Raw genomic sequence first — 22,059 nt, forward strand, 5'->3', positions numbered from 1 at the left:
TGGGGTGTCGCCAAGTGGTAAGGCTCTGGTTTCTGATACCAGCATTCCGGGGTTCGAATCCCTGCACCCCAGCCATATAAAGACGGCTGGTTGTATTAAGTCGCAAAGTAAAAGTCGCCTGGTTCGCCAGTCGCAGTAAAAATTGGGGTGTCGCCAAGTGGTAAGGCTCTGGTTTCTGATACCAGCATTCCGGGGTTCGAATCCCTGCACCCCAGCCATAAAGTAAAGAAGCCCGCGCAAGCGGGCTTTTTTACGTCTGCCGATCGTGAAATTCCAGTCGCATACAGCACTCTCAAAACAGACCGCGCTATGGATTAACGGGCAGGCGGTTAACCTACCCGGAGTAAAACTACAGTCCCAGCGCGTACCGCAACGCCTGTCGCTTCAGCCCGCCGGAATGCTGTGCCGCCATCAATCCCAGATTACGTACAAGCTTCAACGGGCCCAGCTGGTTGCTGAAGGCGAAATAGAACAGATCCATGCCGCTCTGCATCAGCTGATTATCTTTCTGGCGATGACGCTGATAACGCAGCAACACCGCTTCAGAGGCCCAGTCTTCAGCACGCAGACGTGATTCACTCAGCACGTTGATCAACGCATCCACATCGCGATAGCCGAGGTTTACACCCTGCCCTGCCAGCGGATTAATGGTGTGTGCCGCATCCCCCACCAGCGCAAGGCCTGGTTTGACGTAGTCAATGGCATGCCGGCGTACCAGCGGGAACGATCCGGCCGCCACGGCAGTCACTTTGCCTAACCGCGCCGGGAAATGTGCAGCAACTTCTTTTTGCAGCTGAGGGATCGGCATCGCCTGTAGCTGGCGAATGCGCGCCGGGCTGTCATACCAGACCAGTGATGCCCAGTTATCAAACAACGGCAGAAATGCACGTGGCCCCTGCGGAGTAAACTGCTGCCAGGTGGTATCTCCCGCATCATGCTCACAGCGCACGCTGATTAACATACAGGACTGAGCATAATTCCAGCCGCGAATACCAATACCAGCCATCTGGCGCACCTGAGAATTGGCCCCGTCAGCACCAATCACCAGACGAGTACTCAGCCGCTGACCGCCGTCCAGCGTTAGCTGCCAGCCACCGTTGACCGGTTGTAAACTCTGCAACCGCGTGGGGCAGATTATCCGCACGGGCTGCTGTTGCAAGCGCTGCCACAGTGCCCGCTGCAACACGCTGTTCTCCACCATATAGCCGAGTTCCGGCAGTCCAAGCGAGGCGGCATCAAAGGAGACCTGAGCCGTCTGCCACTCCCAGGTTTCCAGCCGACGATAGGGCGAACAGCGCATCGCGGTAACCGCTGGCCAGACATCAAGCTGTTTGAGTAAAGCGACGGATGCAGCACCAATAGCTGAGATACGCACATCGGGAGGACTGACCGGATCAAAATCCACCGGGGCTTCCTGCTCCAGCACCGCTACCTCAAACCCATGCTGTGCCAGACCACTGGCCAGCGCGGCACCCACCATGCCACCGCCCACAATGGCCACATCTACCTTCTGCTCATTTTCTGTCATTGTTTTTCCTTCACCGGCGTTGCCAAATATGCTCTACAGCTACACCTCGCCGGGCGAATTCTGTTATCCTGATAGTTAGTAAGTGTACCGGATTTTAACCCCGTTACCTCAGTTTCACTGGTCGCGAAACAATAGGATACGCGCCCTGCACTCTTTTCTGCATGACAAATGGCAAGTCGATGACAAAAAAACTGCATATTAAAACCTGGGGCTGCCAGATGAATGAGTATGATTCATCCAAAATGGCTGACCTGTTAAACAGCACCCACGGCTATACGCTGACCGAAGAAGCGGAAGACGCTGACGTACTGCTGCTCAACACCTGCTCAATTCGTGAAAAGGCTCAGGAAAAGGTTTTCAATCTGCTTGGCCGTTGGCGAAAACTGAAAGAAGCGCGACCGGACGTCATTATCGGCGTGGGTGGCTGTGTGGCATCGCAGGAGGGTGAACATATTCGTCAGCGTGCCAGCTGCGTGGATATTGTTTTTGGCCCGCAAACCCTGCATCGCCTGCCGGAAATGATCAACACCGTTCGCGGCACCAAAAGCCCGGTGGTGGATATCAGCTTCCCGGAAATTGAAAAATTCGACCGCATGCCAGAACCGCGCGCGGACGGTCCTACTGCTTTTGTTTCTATCATGGAAGGCTGCAATAAGTACTGTACGTTCTGCGTGGTGCCCTATACGCGTGGTGAAGAGGTCAGCCGACCTTCGGATGACATTCTGTTTGAAATTGCTCAGCTCGCCGCTCAGGGCGTGCGTGAAGTCAACCTGTTGGGGCAAAACGTTAACGCCTATCGGGGCGAAACTTACGACGGCGGTATCTGCACGTTTGCCGAATTGCTGCGCCTGGTCGCCGCCATTGACGGTATTGACCGCATTCGTTTCACCACCAGTCATCCGATTGAATTTACTGACGACATTATTGACGTCTATCGCGATACGCCTGAACTGGTCAGCTTCCTGCATCTGCCGGTACAAAGCGGTGCCGACCGCATACTCACGCTGATGAAGCGTTCACATACCGCGCTGGAATATAAAGCGATTATTCGTAAGCTGTTGGCCGCACGGCCCGATATTCAGATGAGCTCCGACTTTATCATCGGCTTCCCGGGCGAAACTCAGGCCGACTTTGAACAGACCATGAAGCTGGTTGGCGAAATCAACTTCGACGTCAGCTTTAGCTTTATCTACTCCGCGCGCCCCGGTACGCCTGCCGCCGACCTCCCTGACGATGTGTCTGAAGAAGAGAAGAAGCAGCGCCTGTATATTTTGCAGGACCGCATTAACCAGCAGGCGATGGCGTGGAGCCGCCGCATGCTCGGTACAGTCCAGCGAATTTTGGTCGAAGGCACCTCGCGTAAGAATGTGATGGAACTTTCAGGCCGCACGGAAAATAATCGCGTGGTCAACTTTGAAGGTACGCCAGGACATATCGGCAAATTCGTTGATGTCGAAATCGTGGATGTTTACACCAACTCACTGCGCGGCGTGCTGGTGCGCAGCGAAGAACAGATGGGCCTGCGCAGTATTGAATCCCCTGCCTCGGTGATTGCCCGCACTCGTAAAGAAAACGAGCTGGGCGTAGGGTCATTCCAACCCTGATCCCGTCTTCATAAATGCGGCGAGCCTTCCAGTTCGCCGCATTATTTCATGCAACGACGGTTGGTTTCTGAAATCTCAGCCCAAATATCGCTTGAGACGCTTGCACCTTTGCGCCTCGCCATAAATAATTCCCTTATGGCACTGGCGCTTAAGTCGGTGAAGCCCATTTTCTCAACCTGGCCCTGAGTGACCCAAAGGATTAGTTTGAATATTGAAACACGTGAAATTACTTTAGAACCGGCCGATAACACCCGGCTGTTGAGCCTCTGTGGTCCGTTCGACGACAACATTAAGCAGTTGGAGCGCCGTCTTGGGATTGAAATAAATCGCCGCGATAATGCGTTTAAGCTGGTAGGCCGTGCGCTCTGTGTTAATGCCGCCGTGGACATCCTGCGCGATCTTTACGTGGATACTGCCCCCGTGCGTGGCCATATCCCGGATATCGATCCGGAACAAATTCACCTGGCAATTAAAGAGAGCCGGGTATTGGAGCAGACCGCTGAAAGCGTGCCTGACTTTGGTAAAGCGATTCACATTAAGACCAAGCGCGGCGTCATCAAGCCACGTACGCCTAATCAGGCGCAGTATATTGCCAATATTCTCGACCACGACGTCACTTTTGGCATCGGGCCTGCGGGTACCGGTAAAACCTACCTGGCGGTGGCCGCAGCAGTAGATGCCCTTGAGCGGCAGGAAATACGCCGTATCCTGCTGACCCGCCCGGCAGTGGAAGCTGGCGAGAAGCTGGGTTTCCTGCCCGGCGATCTCAGCCAGAAGGTCGATCCTTATCTGCGCCCGCTGTATGACGCCCTGTTTGAGATGCTGGGCTTTGAACGCGTAGAGAAACTGATTGAGCGCAACGTAATCGAAGTGGCTCCGCTGGCCTATATGCGCGGCCGTACCCTGAATGACGCGTTTATCATTCTGGACGAAAGCCAGAACACCACCATCGAACAGATGAAGATGTTCCTGACGCGTATTGGCTTCAACTCAAGAGCGGTGATTACCGGTGACGTGACCCAGATCGATCTGCCGCGCAACCTGAAATCCGGTCTGCGCCACGCGATTGAAGTGTTATCCGACGTACCGGAACTGAGCTTCAACTTCTTCCACAGTGAAGACGTAGTGCGCCACCCGGTCGTTGCCCGAATTGTTATTGCCTATGAGGCCTGGGAAAGTGCCGATCAAAAACGGCGCGATGCCCTGGCAGAAGAACGTAAACGTGAAGCGCTCGCCCTGCAGCAGGCCGCTTCACAGGAGCCCAAATGAGTACAGTCATTCTTGACCTGCAGTTAGCCTGTGAAAGTGAACAGGGGCTGCCACCGGAAGCCGATTTCCGCCGCTGGCTGGAAGCCGTGCTGCCGCAGTTTCAGCCGGAAAGTGAAGTTACTATTCGCGTGGTGGATGAAGCCGAAAGCCATGAGTTAAACCATACGTATCGCGGCAAGGACAAGCCTACCAACGTTCTCTCTTTCCCGTTTGAAGCACCGCCGGGGATAGAACTTCCCCTGCTGGGCGATCTGATTATCTGCCGTCAGGTTGTAGAACAGGAAGCGCTGGAGCAGGAAAAAGCGCTGGAGGCGCACTGGGCGCACATGGTGATCCACGGTAGCCTGCATTTATTAGGTTATGATCACATCGAAGATGACGAAGCCGAAGAGATGGAATCGCTGGAGACCGAGATAATGCTTGCTCTTGGCTATCCCGATCCGTACATTTCGGAGAAAGAATAAGTACTGGCGTATCCAGCTTGCTGTACGCCTTGCCCCTGCGGGGGCAGCCGATCCCTTAACAGAGAGACTAACTCAAAAACGCCATGAGCGATGACCATTCACAGAATAACGACAGTCCCAGTAGTAAAAAGGGATTTTTTAGCCTGATCCTCAACCAGCTTTTCCACGGTGAGCCTAAAAACCGTGATGACCTGCTTGAGCTAATCCGTGATTCCGAGCAGAACGAACTGATCGATCCGGATACACGGGATATGCTGGAGGGGGTGATGGATATCGCCGAACAGCGTGTACGCGATATTATGATCCCCCGCTCGCAGATGATCACGCTCAAGCGCAATCAAACGCTGGAAGAGTGCCTGGCGGTGATCATTGACTCTGCCCACTCGCGCTTCCCGGTGATCAGTGAAGACAAGGACCATGTTGAAGGCATCCTGATGGCGAAAGATCTGCTGCCGTTTATGAGCAGCAGTTCCGAGCCGTTCAGTATAGAAAAAGTTCTGCGCCAGGCCGTTGTAGTACCGGAGAGTAAGCGTGTTGACCGCATGCTAAAAGAGTTCCGCTCGCAGCGCTACCACATGGCGATCGTCATCGATGAGTTTGGTGGCGTTTCCGGTCTGGTGACCATCGAAGATATTCTCGAATTGATCGTTGGTGAAATTGAAGATGAATATGACGATGAGGAAGATCGTGATATCCGTCAGCTGAGCCGTCATACCTATACCGTGCGTGCGTTAGCCCCGATTGAAGACTTTAATGAGGTATTCGGCACCCACTTCAGCGATGAAGAGGTGGATACAATTGGTGGACTGGTGATGCAGGGTTTCGGCCATCTCCCGGCTCGCGGAGAGAGCATCGAAATCGACGGCTACCAGTTTAAAGTCGCCATGGCCGACAGCCGCCGTATCATCCAGGTCCACGTCAGGGTTCCGGAAAACTCGCCACAGCCCACTCTGGAAGAGTAATTACCTTATGGCAATTGCCTCAATTTGCCAGCGCCAGCGGGTTCGCCTGCTGCTCGCGCTGTTAACGGGTGCCGCTGGCACCCTTTCTTTCTCACCCTATGATTTCTGGCCTGCCGCCCTTGTTTCTTTAATCGGGCTCCAGGCGCTGACGCTGAACCGCACAACGCGGCAGGCCTGCGCAATTGGCTTCGCATGGGGCTTCGGCCTTTTCGGCAGCGGTATCAACTGGGTCTATGTCAGTATCGCCACCTTTGGCGGTATGCCAGGACCGGTGAATATCTTCCTCGTGGTTCTGCTGGCAGCCTATTTGTCGCTGTATCCGATGCTGTTTACCACCCTGCTAAACCGTCTGTTCCCAAAAACCACGCTGCTGCGGCTGGTGCTGGCAGCACCGGTACTCTGGCAGGTGACAGAGTTTTTACGCGGCTGGATATTAACCGGCTTCCCGTGGCTTCAGTTCGGCTACAGCCAAATTAACGGCCCTTTAAAAGGACTGGCACCGCTGCTCGGCGTGGAGGGCATCACCTTCCTGCTGATGATAATAGCGGGTTTGTTGGTCTTTGCCGCCAATCAGCGGCGCTTGAGTGCGGGTATCATCGCCCTGGCCCTGCTTTTACTGCCGTGTCCGCTGCGCCTGATCAACTGGTTCCAGCCGCTGCCGGAACGCACCGTTGACGTGGCGCTGGTGCAGGGCAACATCGCACAATCGATGAAATGGGACCCTAACCAGCTGGTTAATACGCTAAAAACCTATACCGCGCTCAGCCGTCCATACGTTGGTAAAGCGCCGATTATTATCTGGCCGGAGTCAGCCATTCCCGATCTTGAAACGCGCCAACAGCCGTTCCTGAAAGAAGTTGATGAGCAGCTTCGTAACGGCGGCAGCAGCCTGATTACCGGTATTGTTGACTCACGCCTCGAAAATAATCGCTACCACGATTACAACTCGATCATCGTGCTGGGTGGTCCACAGCCTTATAACTACTTCAGCGGTAACCGCTACCAGAAAAATCACCTGGTGCCTTTTGGTGAATTCGTTCCGCTGGAATCGCTGCTGCGCCCGCTGGCGCCGTTCTTCGATCTGCCGATGTCCTCTTTCAGCCGTGGCAGTTACATTCAGCCACAGCTCAAAGTGGCGGGCTTTAATCTGACTGCCGCGATTTGCTACGAAATCGTACTGGGTCAGCAGGTGCGGGATAACTTCCAGCCGGATACTAACTTCCTGCTGACTATCTCAAACGATGCCTGGTTTGGCCATTCCATAGGCCCATGGCAGCATCTGCAAATGGCGCAGATGCGCGCGCTGGAGCTGGGTCGTCCTCTGCTGCGCAGCACCAATAATGGCGTAACGGCTATCGTGGACGCTAAAGGGGATATCAGCCAGATGATTCCTCAGTTCACCGCCGAGGTGCTCTCCGCAAAAGTCACGCCGACGACGGGCCTGACGCCTTACGCGCGTATCGGTAACTGGGGCGTGTGGTTTATCACGCTGCTCTTCGCCGCGGTGGGCGCACTGTGCTGCTGGCGCTCACGCGGGGCTCAACGTTAAATCCTCCCGGAGCCAGCCTTTTCGCTGGCTCCGTATTTTGTGCTTCATTCAAGATGTCCTCCCCCTGTTACCTTCGCGGCATTTTCCCTCGCCAGACCTTTTCTGCCTTTTCCACTTCGGCTTCCGACCTCTGCAAGTTTCACATTCTGTTCTTCTAACGCATATATGCTCTTCGCCAACCATCTGCCTTCCACTTCCGGGCTGGGCTGGGCTTCGCCATCTCGATAGCATCCATCATCGCGCTCGCCGTTTATGCTGCACTTTTGTTAAAAAGCCGCCGTTGGCACGATGATTGCAAAATATTTCCGTGAAAACGTGTGTCGCCCTCAACAAAGTCACGATGAAACGCCATGCGCACCATAAAAGGGCATTCTTCGCACCACCATGGAGCGGAGCGAGCCATCAGGCGCCAGATTGGTGCGGCATGACTCGCAAAAAGGAAACTTTTTCGTATCCTGCCGTTAACATTCGGCTATGTTATTTGAGAAAGACCACGTTAACCGCTGTACATAAAACAGATAAACAGCTGGAAATACACACAACATCACGTCGGCGTAGTTTAATTAACGCCACAACTGCAAAGGAGTTGGAACATGAAATTACGGAAACTGGGGCTTTGCCTTGCACTGGCTGGTTTTGCCTCCGGTATTGCACATGCGGAAGACGCTGCACCACAGGCCGCTGATGCACAAACTCAGACCCTGGAAAAAATTGCTAAAAACGGCGTCATCGTCGTGGGCCACCGTGAATCATCCGTCCCGTTCTCCTACTACGATAATCAGCAAAAAGTGGTGGGTTATTCTCAGGCATACTCCGACGCCATCGTTGAAGCAATCAAAAAGAAACTCAACAAGCCTGACCTGCAGGTTAAACTGCTGCCAATCACGTCACAGAACCGCATCCCGCTGCTGCAAAACGGCACCTACGATTTCGAGTGCGGTTCCACCACCAACAACCTGGAACGCCAGAAACAGGCCGCGTTCTCTGACAGCATCTTCGTTGTGGGTACCCGCCTGTTGGTGAAAAAAGGTGGCCCGATTAAAGACTTCGCTGACCTGAAAGGGAAAAGCGTCGTAGTGACTTCCGGTACGACGTCTGAAATTCTGCTGAACAAGCTGAATGATGAGCAGAAAATGGACATGCGCATTATCAGCGCCAAAGATCACGGTGACTCCTTCCGTACCCTGGAAAGCGGCCGCGCGGTGGCCTTTATGATGGATGATGCACTGCTGGCCGGTGAACGCGCAAAAGCGAAGAAACCATCTAACTGGGAAATCCTCGGCACGCCGCAGTCACACGAGGCCTACGGCTGTATGCTGCGTAAGGGCGATGGCGAATTTAAGAAGCTGATGGACGACACCATTGCGCAGGCACAGACGTCCGGCGAAGCGGCAAAATGGTTTGATAAATGGTTTAAACAGCCAATCCCACCGAAAAACATGACCATGGACTTCGATCTGTCTGACGATATGAAAGCGCTGTTCAAGTCTCCTAACGACAAGGCAATGAATTAATAACGAAAATAAAGGGCAGTCTGCTGCCCTACGATTGTTGAACACAGGCCCGGACAGACACGGCCAGGCTGATGTGGCACTCAGTCACGCAGCCTGGCTAAGGTATTAAGCGGTCGTTCCCCGTAGCGTACATCAGGGCCTCTCATCAATCTTCAGGGTAGCAGCCGCTACCCTTTTTTTACCGGAGTCGTTTATGTCAATTGATTGGAACTGGGGTATCTTCCTGCAACAGGCCCCGTTCGGTAATACCACCTACCTTGGCTGGCTATGGTCTGGTTTCCAGGTCACCGTTGCCGTCTCAGTCTGCGCCTGGATTATCGCTCTGCTGGTTGGATCGCTGTTTGGCATTTTGCGCACCGTTCCTAACCGATGGCTGTCTACGCTGGGCACCTGCTACGTTGAGCTTTTCCGCAACGTGCCGCTGATCGTCCAGTTCTTTATCTGGTATCTGGTTGTCCCGGAACTGCTGCCCGAAAGCATCGGCATGTGGTTTAAATCAGAGCTGGACCCGAATATTCAGTTCTTCACCTGTTCGGTACTCTGCCTGGGGCTGTTTACCGCCGCGCGCGTGTGCGAGCAGGTCCGTGCAGCCATTCAGTCCCTGCCTTCCGGGCAGAAAAACGCCGGTCTGGCAATGGGGCTGACGCTGCCACAAACCTACCGTTACGTCCTGCTGCCTAATGCCTATCGCGTTATCGTGCCGCCAATGACCTCTGAAATGCTGAACCTGGTAAAAAACTCGGCGATCGCTTCAACCATTGGTCTGGTGGATATGGCGGCGCAGGCGGGCAAACTGCTGGATTACTCCGCGCACGCCTATGAATCATTTACGGCTATTACGCTGGCCTATATCGCCATCAATGCGGTGATTATGCTGCTGATGAGCCTGGTTGAACGTAAAGTGCGCCTGCCCGGCAATACGGGAGGAAAATAATGTACGAATTTGACTGGAGCACCATCGTGCCCAACCTGCCGTTCCTGTGGAACGGTATGGTTGTTACCCTGAAAATCACAATTACGGCGGTAATCTTCGGCATCATCTGGGGCACCCTGCTGGCGGTAATGCGGCTGTCGTCGATTACCGTCGTCAGCTGGTTTGCCCGCCTGTACGTCAACCTGTTCCGCTCAGTGCCGCTGGTGATGGTACTGCTGTGGTTCTATCTGGTGGTTCCGAGTTTCCTGCAGCAGGTACTGGGGCTGTCGCCCAAAACGGATATCCGCCTGATTTCAGCCATGGTGGCCTTCTCGCTGTTTGAAGCCGCATACTACTCCGAAATTATCCGCGCCGGGATACTGAGTATTGCCCGTGGTCAGGGCAACGCCGCGCTGGCGCTGGGGATGACCAAGTGGCAGTCAATGCAGCTAATCATTCTGCCGCAGGCGTTTCGCGCGATGGTACCGCTGCTGCTCACCCAGGGTATCGTTTTGTTCCAGGACACCTCACTGGTTTACGTTCTGAGCCTTGCCGATTTCTTCCGCACAGCCGATACCATCGGAATCAACAACGGTACGGAAATTGAGATGGTGCTGTTTGCCGGCGCGGTTTATTTTGTTATCAGCCTCAGTGCTTCGCTGTTGGTCAGCTATTTAAAGAAAAAAAGGACTGCTTAAATGATTACCCTGAAAAATGTTTCTAAGTGGTATGGTCAATTTCAGGTGCTGACCGACTGCTCAACGGAAGTGACGAAAGGTGAAGTGGTGGTGGTCTGCGGCCCTTCCGGCTCCGGTAAATCCACGCTGATAAAAACCGTCAACGGCCTGGAACCCATCCAGCAGGGCGTGATTGAAGTGAACGGCACGGCGGTGAATGATAAACGTACCAATCTTGCGCAATTGCGTTCACGCGTTGGCATGGTGTTCCAGCACTTTGAGCTGTTTCCCCACCTTTCCATCGTTGAAAACCTGACTCTGGCGCAGGTCAAGGTTCTTAAACGTAATAAAGATGAGGCGCGTCAGAAAGGACTGAAGCTGCTGGAGCGCGTCGGGCTGGGAGCACACGCAAACAAGTTCCCGGGGCAGCTTTCCGGCGGCCAGCAGCAGCGCGTGGCCATCGCGCGCGCGCTGTGCATGGACCCGATCGCCATGCTGTTTGATGAACCCACCTCAGCGCTGGACCCGGAAATGATCAACGAAGTGCTGGATGTAATGGTTGAGCTGGCGAATGAAGGAATGACCATGATGGTGGTGACACACGAGATGGGCTTTGCCCGTAAAGTGGCTAACCGGGTGATCTTTATGGACGAAGGTAAAATTGTGGAAGATTCACCGAAGGATGACTTCTTCAACAACCCGCAGTCGGAGCGCGCAAAAGAGTTCCTGGCGAAAATCCTGCATTAAGGCGGACTTCTCATAGCTAAAAAACGGTATCCGGAGAATGATATTTTCACTTTATCCGGATACCGATTTCACCCTTCTCCGACTCCCAGCCTACGGTTCAAACGGCTGACGCTGAAACTGATCGTGCCCACACTCTGAGCAGCGGGTTAATACCTCCGGCGTATAGATGGCACGAGTGTACTGGCATTTCTCACATACCAGATTTCCCAACCCAACCACTTCACCGCTTTGATACACACCGTGATGATTCAGATCCTGAAACACCTCACGCCACTCAAGCTGGCTTTTATCGCTAATATCAGCCAGTTCTTTCCACAGGCTCTGGCGAATGACGCGCATAAACACGCTGTCGCCGAGTTCCTGTTCGTTTTCAGCATAGCTGCGCGCGAACTCTTCCAGATCGCGGCGAACCGCTCGCGTAACGTCATCAATTTCGCTGCGGGTCAGTTCGCCACGGTTATTCATCCGCTGCCGCGCGCTGTCTACCAGCGCATCAATGTCACGCTCACCCTGCTCCAGGCGCTTCGTTAAGGATGAAATAAACTCGCGATAGTACTGAGCAACCTTGTTCATGGACTCTCCTTATTGATAACGAAAGCATTTCCCTATCATTCTAGTTCCTGTACAAAAAATACGGCTTTTCATTGCACAAATTTGCCGCAGCGCTTCCAGCTTAAAGAGAAATGCCGCCTCGCCGCTCGCTTACTGTTGTTGCGTTGGGGGGGGATCAGCTATGCTATGCGGATCTTAAATGAAATCAGAAATAAGCTTAGCGCTATTCAAAAAGGACCACTGGCAGCCATGCAAGAGCAATACCGCCCGGAAGAGATAGAATCCCACGTCCAGAAGCACTGGGATGAGAAGCAAACGTTCAAAGTGACCGAAGAGGAAGGTAAAGAGAAGTATTACTGCCTCTCAATGCTACCCTATCCTTCTGGCCGCCTACATATGGGCCATGTGCGAAACTACACCATCGGTGATGTGATTTCTCGCTACCAGCGCATGCTGGGTAAAAACGTGCTGCAGCCTATCGGCTGGGATGCATTCGGTCTGCCTGCGGAAGGCGCGGCGGTAAAAAACAATACCGCTCCGGCTCCGTGGACCTACTCCAATATCGATTACATGAAGAACCAGCTGAAGCTGCTCGGCTTTGGCTACGACTGGAGCCGCGAACTGGCGACCTGTCAGCCTGAGTACTATCGCTGGGAACAGTGGTTCTTCACCAAGCTGTACGAAAAAGGCCTGGTCTATAAAAAGACTTCTGCGGTTAACTGGTGCCCGAACGATCTGACCGTGCTGGCCAACGAGCAGGTGATCGACGGCTGCTGCTGGCGCTGTGACACCAAAGTTGAGCGTAAAGAGATCCCGCAGTGGTTTGTGAAAATCACCGCCTACGCTGACGAACTGCTGAACGACCTCGACACGCTGGAAAGCTGGCCTGAACAGGTTAAAACCATGCAGCGTAACTGGATTGGCCGCTCTGAAGGCGTGGAAATCGAGTTCAACGTTGCGGACAGTGAAGAGAAACTCAGCGTTTATACCACCCGCCCGGATACCTTCATGGGTGTGACCTATCTGGCCGTGGCCGCAGGTCATCCGCTGGCTGCTGCCGCCGCCGCATCGAACCCGGCGCTGGCTGACTTCATTGCTGAATGCCGGAATACCAAGGTTGCCGAAGCCGATATGGCCACCATGGAGAAAAAAGGCATGGCCACCGGCCGCTTTGCGGTACACCCGCTGACCGGCGAGCAGGTTCCTGTATGGGTCGCTAACTTTGTGCTGATGGAGTACGGTACAGGTGCAGTGATGGCCGTGCCTGGCCACGACCAGCGCGACTGGGAATTTGCGACCAAATACGGTCTGACCGTTAAGCCGGTTATTCTGGCCGCAGACGGCACAGCGCCGGACCTGAGCGCTTCGGCAATGACCGAAAAAGGTACGCTGTTCAACTCCGGTGAGTTTGACGGCCTGTCGTTTGAAGACGGCTTTAACGCGATTGCCAACAAGCTGGCTGAGAAAGGCGTCGGCGAGCGTAAAGTGAACTATCGTCTGCGCGACTGGGGCGTTTCACGTCAGCGTTACTGGGGTGCGCCAATTCCAATGGTCACGCTGGAAGACGGCACCGTGATGCCTACCCCGGAAGATCAGCTGCCGGTTATCCTGCCGGAAGACGTGGTGATGGATGGCATTACCAGCCCGATTAAAGCCGATCCTGAGTGGGCTAAAACCACGGTTAACGGCCAGCCTGCGTTGCGTGAAACCGATACGTTTGACACCTTTATGGAGTCATCCTGGTACTACGCGCGCTACACCTGCCCGGACTATGATAAAGGCATGCTGGACCCGGCTGCGGCCAACTACTGGCTGCCGGTCGATCAGTACGTCGGTGGGATTGAGCACGCAATCATGCACCTGCTCTATTTCCGCTTCTTCCACAAACTGCTGCGCGATGCAGGTCTGGTGACGTCCGACGAACCGGCTAAACGTCTGCTGTGCCAGGGGATGGTACTGGCCGATGCGTTCTACTACACCGGTAACAACGGCGAACGTAACTGGGTCTCTCCGGTTGATGTGACCGTTGAGCGCGACGAGAAAGGCCGTATCACCAAAGCATCCGATGCCGCTGGCCATGAGCTGATTTACGCGGGCATGAGCAAAATGTCGAAGTCGAAAAACAACGGCATCGACCCGCAGGTGATGGTTGAGCGCTACGGTGCAGATACCGTTCGTCTGTTCATGATGTTTGCTTCTCCGGCAGATATGACTCTGGAATGGCAGGAATCCGGCGTTGAAGGGGCGAACCGCTTCCTCAAGCGCGTGTGGAAACTGGCCTTTGAGCACAGTGAAAAAGGCGCAACCGAAGCGCTGGATATCGCTTCACTGAACGACGAGCAGAAATCGCTGCGCCGCGACCTGCACAAAACCATCAGCAAAGTCAGCGATGATATTGGCCGTCGTCAGACCTTCAACACCGCTATCGCTGCGATTATGGAGCTGATGAACAAACTGCTCCGTGCGCCGCAGGAAACCGCTCAGGATCGCGCGCTGATGCAGGAAGCGTTGCTGGCCGTTGTCCGTATGCTGTATCCGTTTACCCCGCACGCCAGCTTCGTGCTGTGGCAGGCACTGGGCGGTGAAGGCGAAGTGGATAATGCACCATGGCCGCAGGCTGATGAATCAGCGATGGTTGAAGACTCGCTGCTGGTGGTTGTTCAGGTTAATGGTAAAGTTCGCGGTAAAGTTACCGTTGCAGCAGACGCGACTCAGGAGCAGGTGCAGGCTCGCGCAGCACAGGAGCATCTGGTGGCGAAATATCTCGACGGCGTTACCATTCGTAAAGTTATTTACGTGCCGGGTAAACTGCTTAACCTGGTTGTGGGTTGATGTCAGGAGGAATTGTGCGACATCCGATAGTCTCTCTGCTTGTTGGCCTGGCGGTGTTGATCACCGCCGGTTGTGGCTACCATCTTCGCGGTACGACCTCTGTACCTGCTGAGATGAAAACGCTGGTGTTGGATTCGTCCGATCCTTATGGTCCGCTGGCTCGTTCAGTGCGTGAACAGCTGCGCCTGAATGATGTGAAGATTCTGGATAGCACGGATAAAAATACCGATGTGCCATCGTTACGTCTTCAGGGCGAGCGTATCAATCGCGATACCGCGTCGATCTTCCAGGATGGTAAAACGGCTGAATACTCAATGATGATGGTCGTGAGCGCTCAGGTACTGGTGCCGAATAAAGGCATCTACCCGATCAGCACCACCGTTTATCGTTCATTCTTTGATAACCCGCTGGCCGCACTGGCAAAAGATTCTGAACAGCAGATTATCATTAGTGAAATGCGTACTCAGGCATCACAGCAGCTGGTGCGTAAACTGCTGACGGTGCATGCGGCAGAGAACGATTCATCGATCAATACGCTGGATCGTACGCCATCTTCAGTCGATCACCTGCATTCTGACAATGCAGTGTCGGACGATTCCTACACCCGATGATCAGGATTTACCCTGAACAGCTAGGCGCGCAGCTCCGTGAGGGGCTGCGCGCCTGCTACTTATTAAGCGGTAATGAGCCGCTGCTGCTGCAGGAATCACAGGATGCTATCCGTGATGCCGCCCAGCTGCAGGGCTTTACCGAACATCATAGTGCCACGCTGGATGCCAGCACCGACTGGCAGTCAATTTTCGCACTCTGCCAGGAACTCAGCCTGTTTTCTTCCCGCCAGACGCTGTTACTGATCCTGCCGGAAAATGGCCCTAACGCAGCGATGAACGAGCAGCTACTCACCCTATCTGGCTTGCTGCACAGCGATATCCTGCTGATCCTTCGCGCGGCTAAACTGACCAAAGCGCAGGAAAACAGTGCCTGGTATAAGGCGTTGAGCAGCCAGGGTGCCACTATCCCCTGCCAGACACCGGAGCAGGCACAGCTGCCTCGCTGGGTCAGTGCACGGGCGAAAAAAATGCAGCTGACGTTAGACGATGCCGCCAGCCAGCTGCTGTGTTACTGCTATGAAGGAAATCTGCTGGCGCTTTCACAGGCGCTTGAACGACTGTCGTTGCTCTGGCCGGACGGGAAACTGACGCTGCCTCGGGTTGAGCAGGCGGTCAGCGACTCGGCACATTTCACCCCTTACCACTGGGTTGACGCTCTGCTGGCCGGAAAAAGTAAGCGCGCACTTCATATTTTGCGCCAGATGCGCAATGAAGATAGCGAACCGGTGATCCTGCTGCGCACCCTGCAGCGCGATCTGTTGCTGCTGGCGACGCTTAAGCGCCAGATGGCCCACACACCGATGCGCACGCTGTTCGATCAGCATCGCGTGTGGCAGAACCGCAGAACGCTGTTCAGCGAGGCGCTACAGCGGCTGTCATCAGCGACCCTGACCCAGGGCATTCATCTGCTGGCGCGCATTGAACTGACGCTCAAGCAGGATTACGGCCAGTCCGTATGGTCAGAACTGGAAATGCTGGCGCTGCTCCTTTGCCATCCGGCCTTCCCGGCGAGCTTCTGCGATGTCTGATAAAACAGAGCTTCATGCCCTTTATGGCGGCACGTTTGACCCGATTCACTACGGACATCTGAAACCCGTTGAAGCCCTGGCGGCGCTGGCCGGTTTGCATACCGTGACGCTACTGCCGAACAACGTGCCACCCCATCGCCCACAGCCGGAAGCCTCTCCGGCACAGCGAATCGAAATGGTCAGGCTGGCAATTGCGGACAATCCGCTGTTCGATCTCGATCTGCGGGAAATGCAGCGCAATACGCCCTCGTTCACGGTTGATACGCTGGACGAGCTTCGCCAGGAACGCGGAGTGAAGCAGCCACTGGCGTTTATTATCGGCCAGGATTCGCTGCTCACCCTGCACAAGTGGCATCGCTGGCAGGATCTCCTGTCGCTGTGTCACCTGCTGGTATGCCAGCGCCCGGGATACAGCAGGGAAATGACCACGCCGGAACAGCAGCAGTGGCTTGAAAAGCATCTGGCCAAACGGCCTGAAGAACTGCACCAGCAGCCTGCCGGTAAAGTTTTTCTGGCTGAAACGCCACTGGTTTCAATCTCTGCAACCGAGATCCGCGATCGCCTTCATCAGGGCCATCCTGATGCCGACCTGCTACCGCCGTCGGTCAGTGAATTTATCGCGCGCGAGGGTTTATATCGGAACCCAAATCCGCATGCTATACTGCGCCGCTAATTTTTTGGGGCATCAGCCCAACACGAACTCAATCCCAAGGGGGAACCTTTTGCAAGGTAAAGCACTCCAAGACTTCGTCATTGATAAAATCGACGATCTGAAAGGCCAGGACATTGTCGCTATCGACGTCCAGGGCAAATCCAGCATCACCGACTGCATGGTTATCTGCACCGGTACTTCGACCCGTCACGTGGTTTCAATTGCGGAACACGTTGTGCAGGAAGCTCGTCTGGCAGGTCTGCGTCCGTTTAGCGTAGATGGCCGCGCCGCCGCCGATTGGGTTGTTGTCGATCTGGGTGAAATTATTGTTCATGTTATGCAGGAAGAGAGCCGCAAGCTCTACGAACTGGAAAAGCTCTGGAGTTAAGCCGTGAAGCTGCAGCTGGTTGCCGTCGGCACAAAAATGCCCGACTGGGTACAGACGGGATTTATGGAATATCTGCGGCGCTTTCCGAAAGATATGCCGTTCGAACTGGTCGAAGTCCCTGCCGGGAAACGCGGTAAGAATGCCGATATCAAACGTATTCTGGAAAAAGAAGGCGAGATGATGTTGGCCGCTACCGGAAAAGGCAACCGCATCGTGACTCTGGATATACCCGGCCAGCCGTGGGAAACCCCACAGCTCGCCAGTCAGCTGGAACGCTGGAAGCAGGACGGGCGTGATGTCAGCCTGCTGATCGGTGGTCCGGAAGGCCTGTCACCCGCCTGCAAGGCTGCGGCGGAACAAAGCTGGTCACTCTCGGCGCTGACCCTGCCCCATCCGCTGGTACGCGTTTTGGTTGCAGAGAGTTTGTATCGTGCATGGAGCATTACTGCGAATCACCCCTATCATCGTGAATAACGAACTGGGTTAACCGGACAGACAAAGCAGCGGATGAAATTACAACGTAACTCCTTTCGTGACTATACCGCCGAACAGACGCTGTTTGTTCGTCGGGCGCTTATCGCATTTTTGGGCATTCTTGTGCTCTCCGGTGTGCTGGTGGTCAACCTTTACCACCTGCAAATCGTCCGCTTCGAAGATTACAGCACCCGCTCTAACGAAAACCGTATCAAGCTGGTACCGGTCGCACCGAGCCGCGGCATTATTTACGACCGAAACGGTATTCCGCTGGCGCTAAACCGCACCATCTATCAAATTGAACTGGTGCCGGAAAAAGTCGACAACCTGCCGCAAACGCTGCAGGAGTTGAAACCGATCGTCGATCTGACCGACGAAGATATCGAAGCCTTCCAGAAAGAACGTAAACGCTCGCGCCGCTTCACCTCTATCGCACTGAAAACCGGTCTGAACGATGTTCAGGTTGCGCGATTTGCCGTTAACCAGTACCGCTTCCCAGGCGTAGAAGTCAAAGGCTATCAGCGCCGCTACTACCCGTACGGATCGGCACTGACCCACGTGCTCGGCTACGTCTCCAAGATCAACGACCGCGACGTTGAGCGACTGGATAAAGAAGGCAAATGGCCAAACTACGCCGCCACCCACGATATCGGCAAGCTGGGGATCGAACGCTACTACGAAGACGTCCTGCATGGGAAAACCGGCTACGAAGAGGTGGAAGTTAACAACCGTGGCCGGGTTATCCGCCAGCTTCATGAGCAGTCTCCGCAGGCTGGTCGTGATATCCATCTGACTATCGACCTCAAGCTGCAGCAGTACATAGAAACGCTGCTGGCGGGAAGCCGTGCAGCGGTGGTGGTGTCCGATCCACGTAACGGTGAGCTGCTGGCGATGGTTTCCATGCCAAGCTATGACCCGAACCTGTTTGTTGACGGTATCTCCAGCAAGGATTACAACAGCCTGCTGCATGATGAAAACCGTCCACTGATCAACCGTGCTACCCAGGGGGCCTATCCCCCGGCTTCCACAGTGAAGCCGTATATTGCCGTTTCTGCGCTGACGGCAGGCGTCATTACTCGCAACACCAGCCTGTTTGATCCCGGCTGGTGGCAGCTGCCGGGTTCTGAAAAACGCTTCCGTGACTGGAAGCGCTGGGGCCATGGCCGCCTGAACGTCACCAAGTCTCTGGAAGAGTCGGCGGATACCTTCTTCTACCAGGTGGCCTACGATATGGGCATCGACCGGCTGAGCGAATGGATGAGCAAATTCGGTTACGGTCACCTCAGCGGCATTGATCTGGTGGAAGAGACTCCGGGCAACATGCCAACGCGCGACTGGAAAATGAAGCGCTTTAAAAAGCCGTGGTATCAGGGTGACACTATTCCGGTGGGGATCGGCCAGGGATACTGGACGGCAACGCCGGTACAGATGAATAAAGCACTGATGATCCTGATTAATGACGGCGTGATTAAAACGCCGCATCTGATGATGGACACCATGCAGGGCGAAACCAAAATCCCGTGGCGTCAACCTGCGGCGGCGCCGATCGCCGATATTCATACCGGCTACTGGGAAATTGCCAAAGACGGCATGTACGGCGTGGCAAACCGGCCAAACGGAACCGCGCGTAAAAGCTTTGAAGATGCGCCGTATAAAATCGCCGCTAAATCAGGTACTGCCCAGGTATTCGGCCTGAAAGCCAATGAAACCTATAACGCCCATAAGCTGACCGAACGTCTGCGCGACCACAAGCTGATGACCGCCTTTGCGCCGTACGATCATCCCCGAGTTGCGGTTGCGATGATCCTGGAGAACGGTGGCGCAGGCCCGGCCGTCGGTACCATCATGCGCCAGATCCTCGATCATATTATTTTGGGCGATAACAATACCAACCTGCCTGACGCTGCGCCTACGCCGCCGGGCTATGAAGGTGAATAACCGGTATGAACGATAGCCGTCAGAAACAGTCAATCTGGACCCGAATCCATATTGATCCGACATTTTGCCTGATCATTGCCGCGCTGCTGATTTACAGTGCGCTGGTGATGTGGAGCGCCAGCGGCCAGGACCCGGGCATGATGGAGCGTAAAATTGGCCAAATCGCCATGGGCATCCTGGTGATGCTGGTGATGGCGCAGATCCCGCCGCGCGTCTACGAAGGCTGGGCCCCCTATCTTTACATTGTCTGTGTCGTATTGCTGATTGCCGTGGATGCTTTCGGCCATATCAGTAAGGGTGCACAGCGCTGGCTGGATTTGGGAATTGTGCGTTTTCAGCCTTCTGAAATTGCGAAAATTGCCGTGCCGCTGATGGTGGCAAGGTTTATTAACCGTGACGTCTGCCCACCTACGCTGAAGAATACCGCCATCGCGCTGGTGCTGATCTTTATGCCCACGCTGCTGGTTGCCGCTCAGCCAGACCTCGGTACATCCATTCTGATTGCCGCTTCCGGACTGTTTGTGCTGTTCCTGTCCGGGATGAGCTGGCGCCTGATTGCCGTTGCCGTAATTCTGGTGGCGGCCTTTATTCCGGTACTCTGGTTCTTCCTGATGCATGATTATCAGCGCGATCGCGTAATGATGCTGCTTGACCCGGAAAGCGATCCGCTTGGCGCCGGCTACCATATTATTCAGTCCAAAATTGCCATCGGCTCCGGTGGCCTGCGCGGTAAAGGCTGGCTGCACGGCACACAGTCACAGCTGGAATTTCTGCCCGAACGCCACACCGACTTTATTTTTGCCGTACTGGCGGAAGAACTGGGACTGGTCGGCGTGCTGATCCTGCTTATACTCTACGTGCTGCTGATCATGCGTGGGCTAATGATGGCGGCTCGTGCACAGACTACGTTTGGTCGCGTAATGGCCGGCGGATTAATGCTGATCTTCTTTGTCTATGTTTTTGTTAATATTGGCATGGTCAGCGGTATTTTACCGGTGGTAGGGGTGCCGTTACCGCTGGTAAGCTACGGTGGTTCAGCCCTGATAGTATTGATGGCCGGGTTTGGGATCATTATGTCGATTCACACCCATCGAAAACTGTTGTCGAAGAGCGTTTAAGAGGCATAGACATGCGTAAGGATTGGCTTTGGATTGCCCTGGCATCAGCCATGCTGGCAGCCTGCACCACTGATACAGAGCAGCAGGCCCCGGCCCCGCAGCAGCAGACTTACAACGGCCCGGTGGTGGAAATTGGCGGAGCAGAACCACGCTATGAGCCGATCAATCCAGGCACCAGCCAGGATTACTCGGTGAATGGCAAGACCTACAAAGTCATCAAGGACCCTTCCAACTTTAGCCAGGTCGGCCTGGCCACCTCATACGGTGAAGAAGTCGGTGGCAATCGCACGGCTATCGGTGAGATTTTTGACCCTAACGCTTTGACCGCTGCGCATCCCACGCTGCCGCTGCCGAGCTACGTTCGCGTAACTAACCTGGCAAATGGCCGAATGATTGTGGTGCGCGTTAACGATCGTGGCCCCTATACGCCAGACCGGATTATCGACCTGTCGCGGGCAGCCGCCGATCGGCTGAATACCTCCAACAATACTCGGGTACGCCTCGACTATATTGCCGTTGCTCCTGACGGTACGCTCTCTGGCCCTGGTACAATCGGTACTACAGTAGCAAAACAAAGTTACGCCCTGCCCGCTCGCCCTGACATTGGTGCAGGACTGACTATGGGCGGTGGTGCCGCAATGTCACAGCCTCAGACCTATGCTGCTCCGGCGGAGCAGGCTGAGCAGCAAAATGTCCGCGCGGTCGATAACAGTACATTGAGCAGCGATGACAACATTGGTGCGCCGGTACGCAGCGGTGGCTTCCTCGGTGCCGCTCAGCCGTTACGTAGCGGCGTACTTGAAGGTAGCGAGCCGGTCAGCACGCCTGTCGCCTCATCAACGTCTTCAGCACCACCGGCCATTGTTGCCGCAGCGGCAGTCTCGCAGCCCCAGTCGCAGCCAGCATCCGGCAGCGGAAATTATGTGGTGCAGGTGGGCGCGCTGAGCGACGGCACCCGCGCCCAGCAGTTGGCTAACAGCCTGGGCAAACAGTTTGGCGTCCGCGGCTCGGTCGACAGCCGTGGCAATGTTTATCGCGTTCAGCTGGGCCGTTTCAGTTCCCGCCAGCAGGCTGCTGCATTGCAGCAGCGGCTGGCAAATGAAGCCAACCAGCAGTCGTTTATTACCGTCGCACCAAATGCAATGTGATTCTGCCCGACCCGTTGATTTAGCGCGGGTCGCTGTCAGAGGATTTTGCTATAGTGAGTCACTTTTTTTAACTTATCCAGGATGTTGTCGT

Annotated in this window: 20 protein-coding genes and 2 tRNA genes; 20 read left to right on the forward strand and 2 right to left on the reverse strand. The window is 54.8% G+C overall.

Annotation, left to right across the window (positions count from 1 at the left end):
• Positions 1-75, forward strand: a tRNA-Gln gene (locus tag OMR58_RS20005).
• Positions 76-143: 68 nt separating this feature from the next.
• Positions 144-218, forward strand: a tRNA-Gln gene (locus OMR58_RS20010).
• 131 nt (positions 219-349) lie between these two features.
• Here the strand turns inward: OMR58_RS20010 and ubiF are convergent.
• A complete protein-coding gene (gene ubiF / locus OMR58_RS20015; protein WP_264546760.1) occupies positions 350-1,528 on the reverse strand; it encodes a 3-demethoxyubiquinol 3-hydroxylase in 1,179 nt (392 codons plus the stop codon).
• A gap of 179 nt (positions 1,529-1,707) precedes the next feature.
• Here ubiF and miaB point away from each other — a divergent pair, with 179 nt between their 5' ends.
• The 9 genes from miaB (at position 1,708) to OMR58_RS20060 (ending at position 11,227) form a co-directional block, all read left to right on the forward strand.
• Entirely contained in the window at positions 1,708-3,132 is a 1,425-nt protein-coding gene (miaB, locus tag OMR58_RS20020; protein ID WP_264546761.1) for a tRNA (N6-isopentenyl adenosine(37)-C2)-methylthiotransferase MiaB, read from the forward strand.
• A gap of 204 nt (positions 3,133-3,336) precedes the next feature.
• Entirely contained in the window at positions 3,337-4,401 is a 1,065-nt protein-coding gene (locus OMR58_RS20025; protein WP_105591048.1) for a PhoH family protein, read from the forward strand.
• Positions 4,398-4,865 (forward strand): rRNA maturation RNase YbeY, encoded by a 468-nt coding sequence (gene ybeY, locus OMR58_RS20030; protein ID WP_200547372.1) that lies wholly within the window; start codon positions 4,398-4,400, stop codon positions 4,863-4,865. Before OMR58_RS20025 ends, ybeY begins: the two co-directional genes overlap by 4 nt.
• Before the next feature lie 83 nt (positions 4,866-4,948).
• Positions 4,949-5,827 (forward strand): CNNM family magnesium/cobalt transport protein CorC, encoded by an 879-nt coding sequence (gene corC, locus OMR58_RS20035; RefSeq protein WP_105591046.1) that lies wholly within the window; start codon positions 4,949-4,951, stop codon positions 5,825-5,827.
• A gap of 7 nt (positions 5,828-5,834) precedes the next feature.
• Positions 5,835-7,376: an apolipoprotein N-acyltransferase gene (gene lnt, locus OMR58_RS20040; RefSeq protein ID WP_264546762.1), complete on the forward strand. Its 1,542-nt coding sequence runs from the start codon at positions 5,835-5,837 to the stop codon at positions 7,374-7,376.
• A 593-nt stretch (positions 7,377-7,969) separates the two neighbouring features.
• Positions 7,970-8,890 carry an amino acid ABC transporter substrate-binding protein gene (locus tag OMR58_RS20045; RefSeq protein ID WP_105591044.1) on the forward strand — a complete coding sequence of 307 codons (921 nt, stop codon included), beginning with the start codon at positions 7,970-7,972 and terminating at the stop codon, positions 8,888-8,890.
• Between the two features lie 193 nt (positions 8,891-9,083).
• Positions 9,084-9,824 (forward strand): amino acid ABC transporter permease, encoded by a 741-nt coding sequence (locus OMR58_RS20050; protein ID WP_105591043.1) that lies wholly within the window; start codon positions 9,084-9,086, stop codon positions 9,822-9,824.
• Positions 9,824-10,501, forward strand: coding sequence for a glutamate/aspartate ABC transporter permease GltK (gltK, locus tag OMR58_RS20055; RefSeq protein ID WP_200559839.1), 678 nt, complete (start codon positions 9,824-9,826; stop codon positions 10,499-10,501). Before OMR58_RS20050 ends, gltK begins: the two co-directional genes overlap by 1 nt.
• Positions 10,502-11,227 (forward strand): amino acid ABC transporter ATP-binding protein, encoded by a 726-nt coding sequence (locus tag OMR58_RS20060; protein ID WP_105591041.1) that lies wholly within the window; start codon positions 10,502-10,504, stop codon positions 11,225-11,227.
• A gap of 90 nt (positions 11,228-11,317) precedes the next feature.
• Here the strand turns inward: OMR58_RS20060 and OMR58_RS20065 are convergent, their stop codons facing one another.
• Positions 11,318-11,800 (reverse strand): zinc ribbon-containing protein, encoded by a 483-nt coding sequence (locus tag OMR58_RS20065; RefSeq protein ID WP_264546763.1) that lies wholly within the window; start codon positions 11,798-11,800, stop codon positions 11,318-11,320.
• Positions 11,801-12,028: 228 nt separating this feature from the next.
• Here OMR58_RS20065 and leuS point away from each other — a divergent pair, with 228 nt between their 5' ends.
• The 9 genes from leuS to rlpA are packed head-to-tail and all read left to right on the forward strand — an operon-like array spanning position 12,029 to position 21,968.
• Positions 12,029-14,611 (forward strand): leucine--tRNA ligase, encoded by a 2,583-nt coding sequence (gene leuS / locus OMR58_RS20070; RefSeq protein ID WP_200559841.1) that lies wholly within the window; start codon positions 12,029-12,031, stop codon positions 14,609-14,611.
• A 14-nt stretch (positions 14,612-14,625) separates the two neighbouring features.
• Positions 14,626-15,222: an LPS assembly lipoprotein LptE gene (gene lptE / locus OMR58_RS20075; protein ID WP_105591038.1), complete on the forward strand. Its 597-nt coding sequence runs from the start codon at positions 14,626-14,628 to the stop codon at positions 15,220-15,222.
• A complete protein-coding gene (gene holA, locus OMR58_RS20080) occupies positions 15,219-16,250 on the forward strand; it encodes a DNA polymerase III subunit delta (RefSeq protein WP_200547367.1) in 1,032 nt (343 codons plus the stop codon). The genes lptE and holA overlap by 4 nt, the downstream gene beginning before the upstream one ends.
• Positions 16,243-16,923 carry a nicotinate-nucleotide adenylyltransferase gene (gene nadD / locus OMR58_RS20085; protein ID WP_264546764.1) on the forward strand — a complete coding sequence of 227 codons (681 nt, stop codon included), beginning with the start codon at positions 16,243-16,245 and terminating at the stop codon, positions 16,921-16,923. The genes holA and nadD overlap by 8 nt, the downstream gene beginning before the upstream one ends.
• Positions 16,924-16,972: 49 nt before the next feature.
• Positions 16,973-17,290: a ribosome silencing factor gene (gene rsfS / locus OMR58_RS20090; protein ID WP_105591035.1), complete on the forward strand. Its 318-nt coding sequence runs from the start codon at positions 16,973-16,975 to the stop codon at positions 17,288-17,290.
• A gap of 3 nt (positions 17,291-17,293) precedes the next feature.
• On the forward strand, positions 17,294-17,764 hold the full coding sequence (rlmH, locus tag OMR58_RS20095) for a 23S rRNA (pseudouridine(1915)-N(3))-methyltransferase RlmH (RefSeq protein ID WP_105591034.1): 471 nt from the start codon (positions 17,294-17,296) through the stop codon (positions 17,762-17,764).
• Positions 17,765-17,797: 33 nt separating this feature from the next.
• Positions 17,798-19,702 (forward strand): peptidoglycan DD-transpeptidase MrdA, encoded by a 1,905-nt coding sequence (gene mrdA, locus OMR58_RS20100; RefSeq protein WP_105591033.1) that lies wholly within the window; start codon positions 17,798-17,800, stop codon positions 19,700-19,702.
• A gap of 5 nt (positions 19,703-19,707) precedes the next feature.
• Entirely contained in the window at positions 19,708-20,820 is a 1,113-nt protein-coding gene (gene mrdB, locus OMR58_RS20105; protein ID WP_105591032.1) for a peptidoglycan glycosyltransferase MrdB, read from the forward strand.
• 11 nt (positions 20,821-20,831) lie between these two features.
• Complete coding sequence (gene rlpA / locus OMR58_RS20110) at positions 20,832-21,968, forward strand: endolytic peptidoglycan transglycosylase RlpA (protein ID WP_200559843.1); 1,137 nt, start codon at positions 20,832-20,834, stop codon at positions 21,966-21,968.
• Positions 21,969-22,059: the final 91 nt, after the last annotated feature.

Origin of the sequence: Erwinia sp. INIA01 (genome assembly GCF_025947915.1) — a bacterium.
In the GTDB taxonomy this organism is placed as follows: domain Bacteria; phylum Pseudomonadota; class Gammaproteobacteria; order Enterobacterales; family Enterobacteriaceae; genus Erwinia; species Erwinia coffeiphila.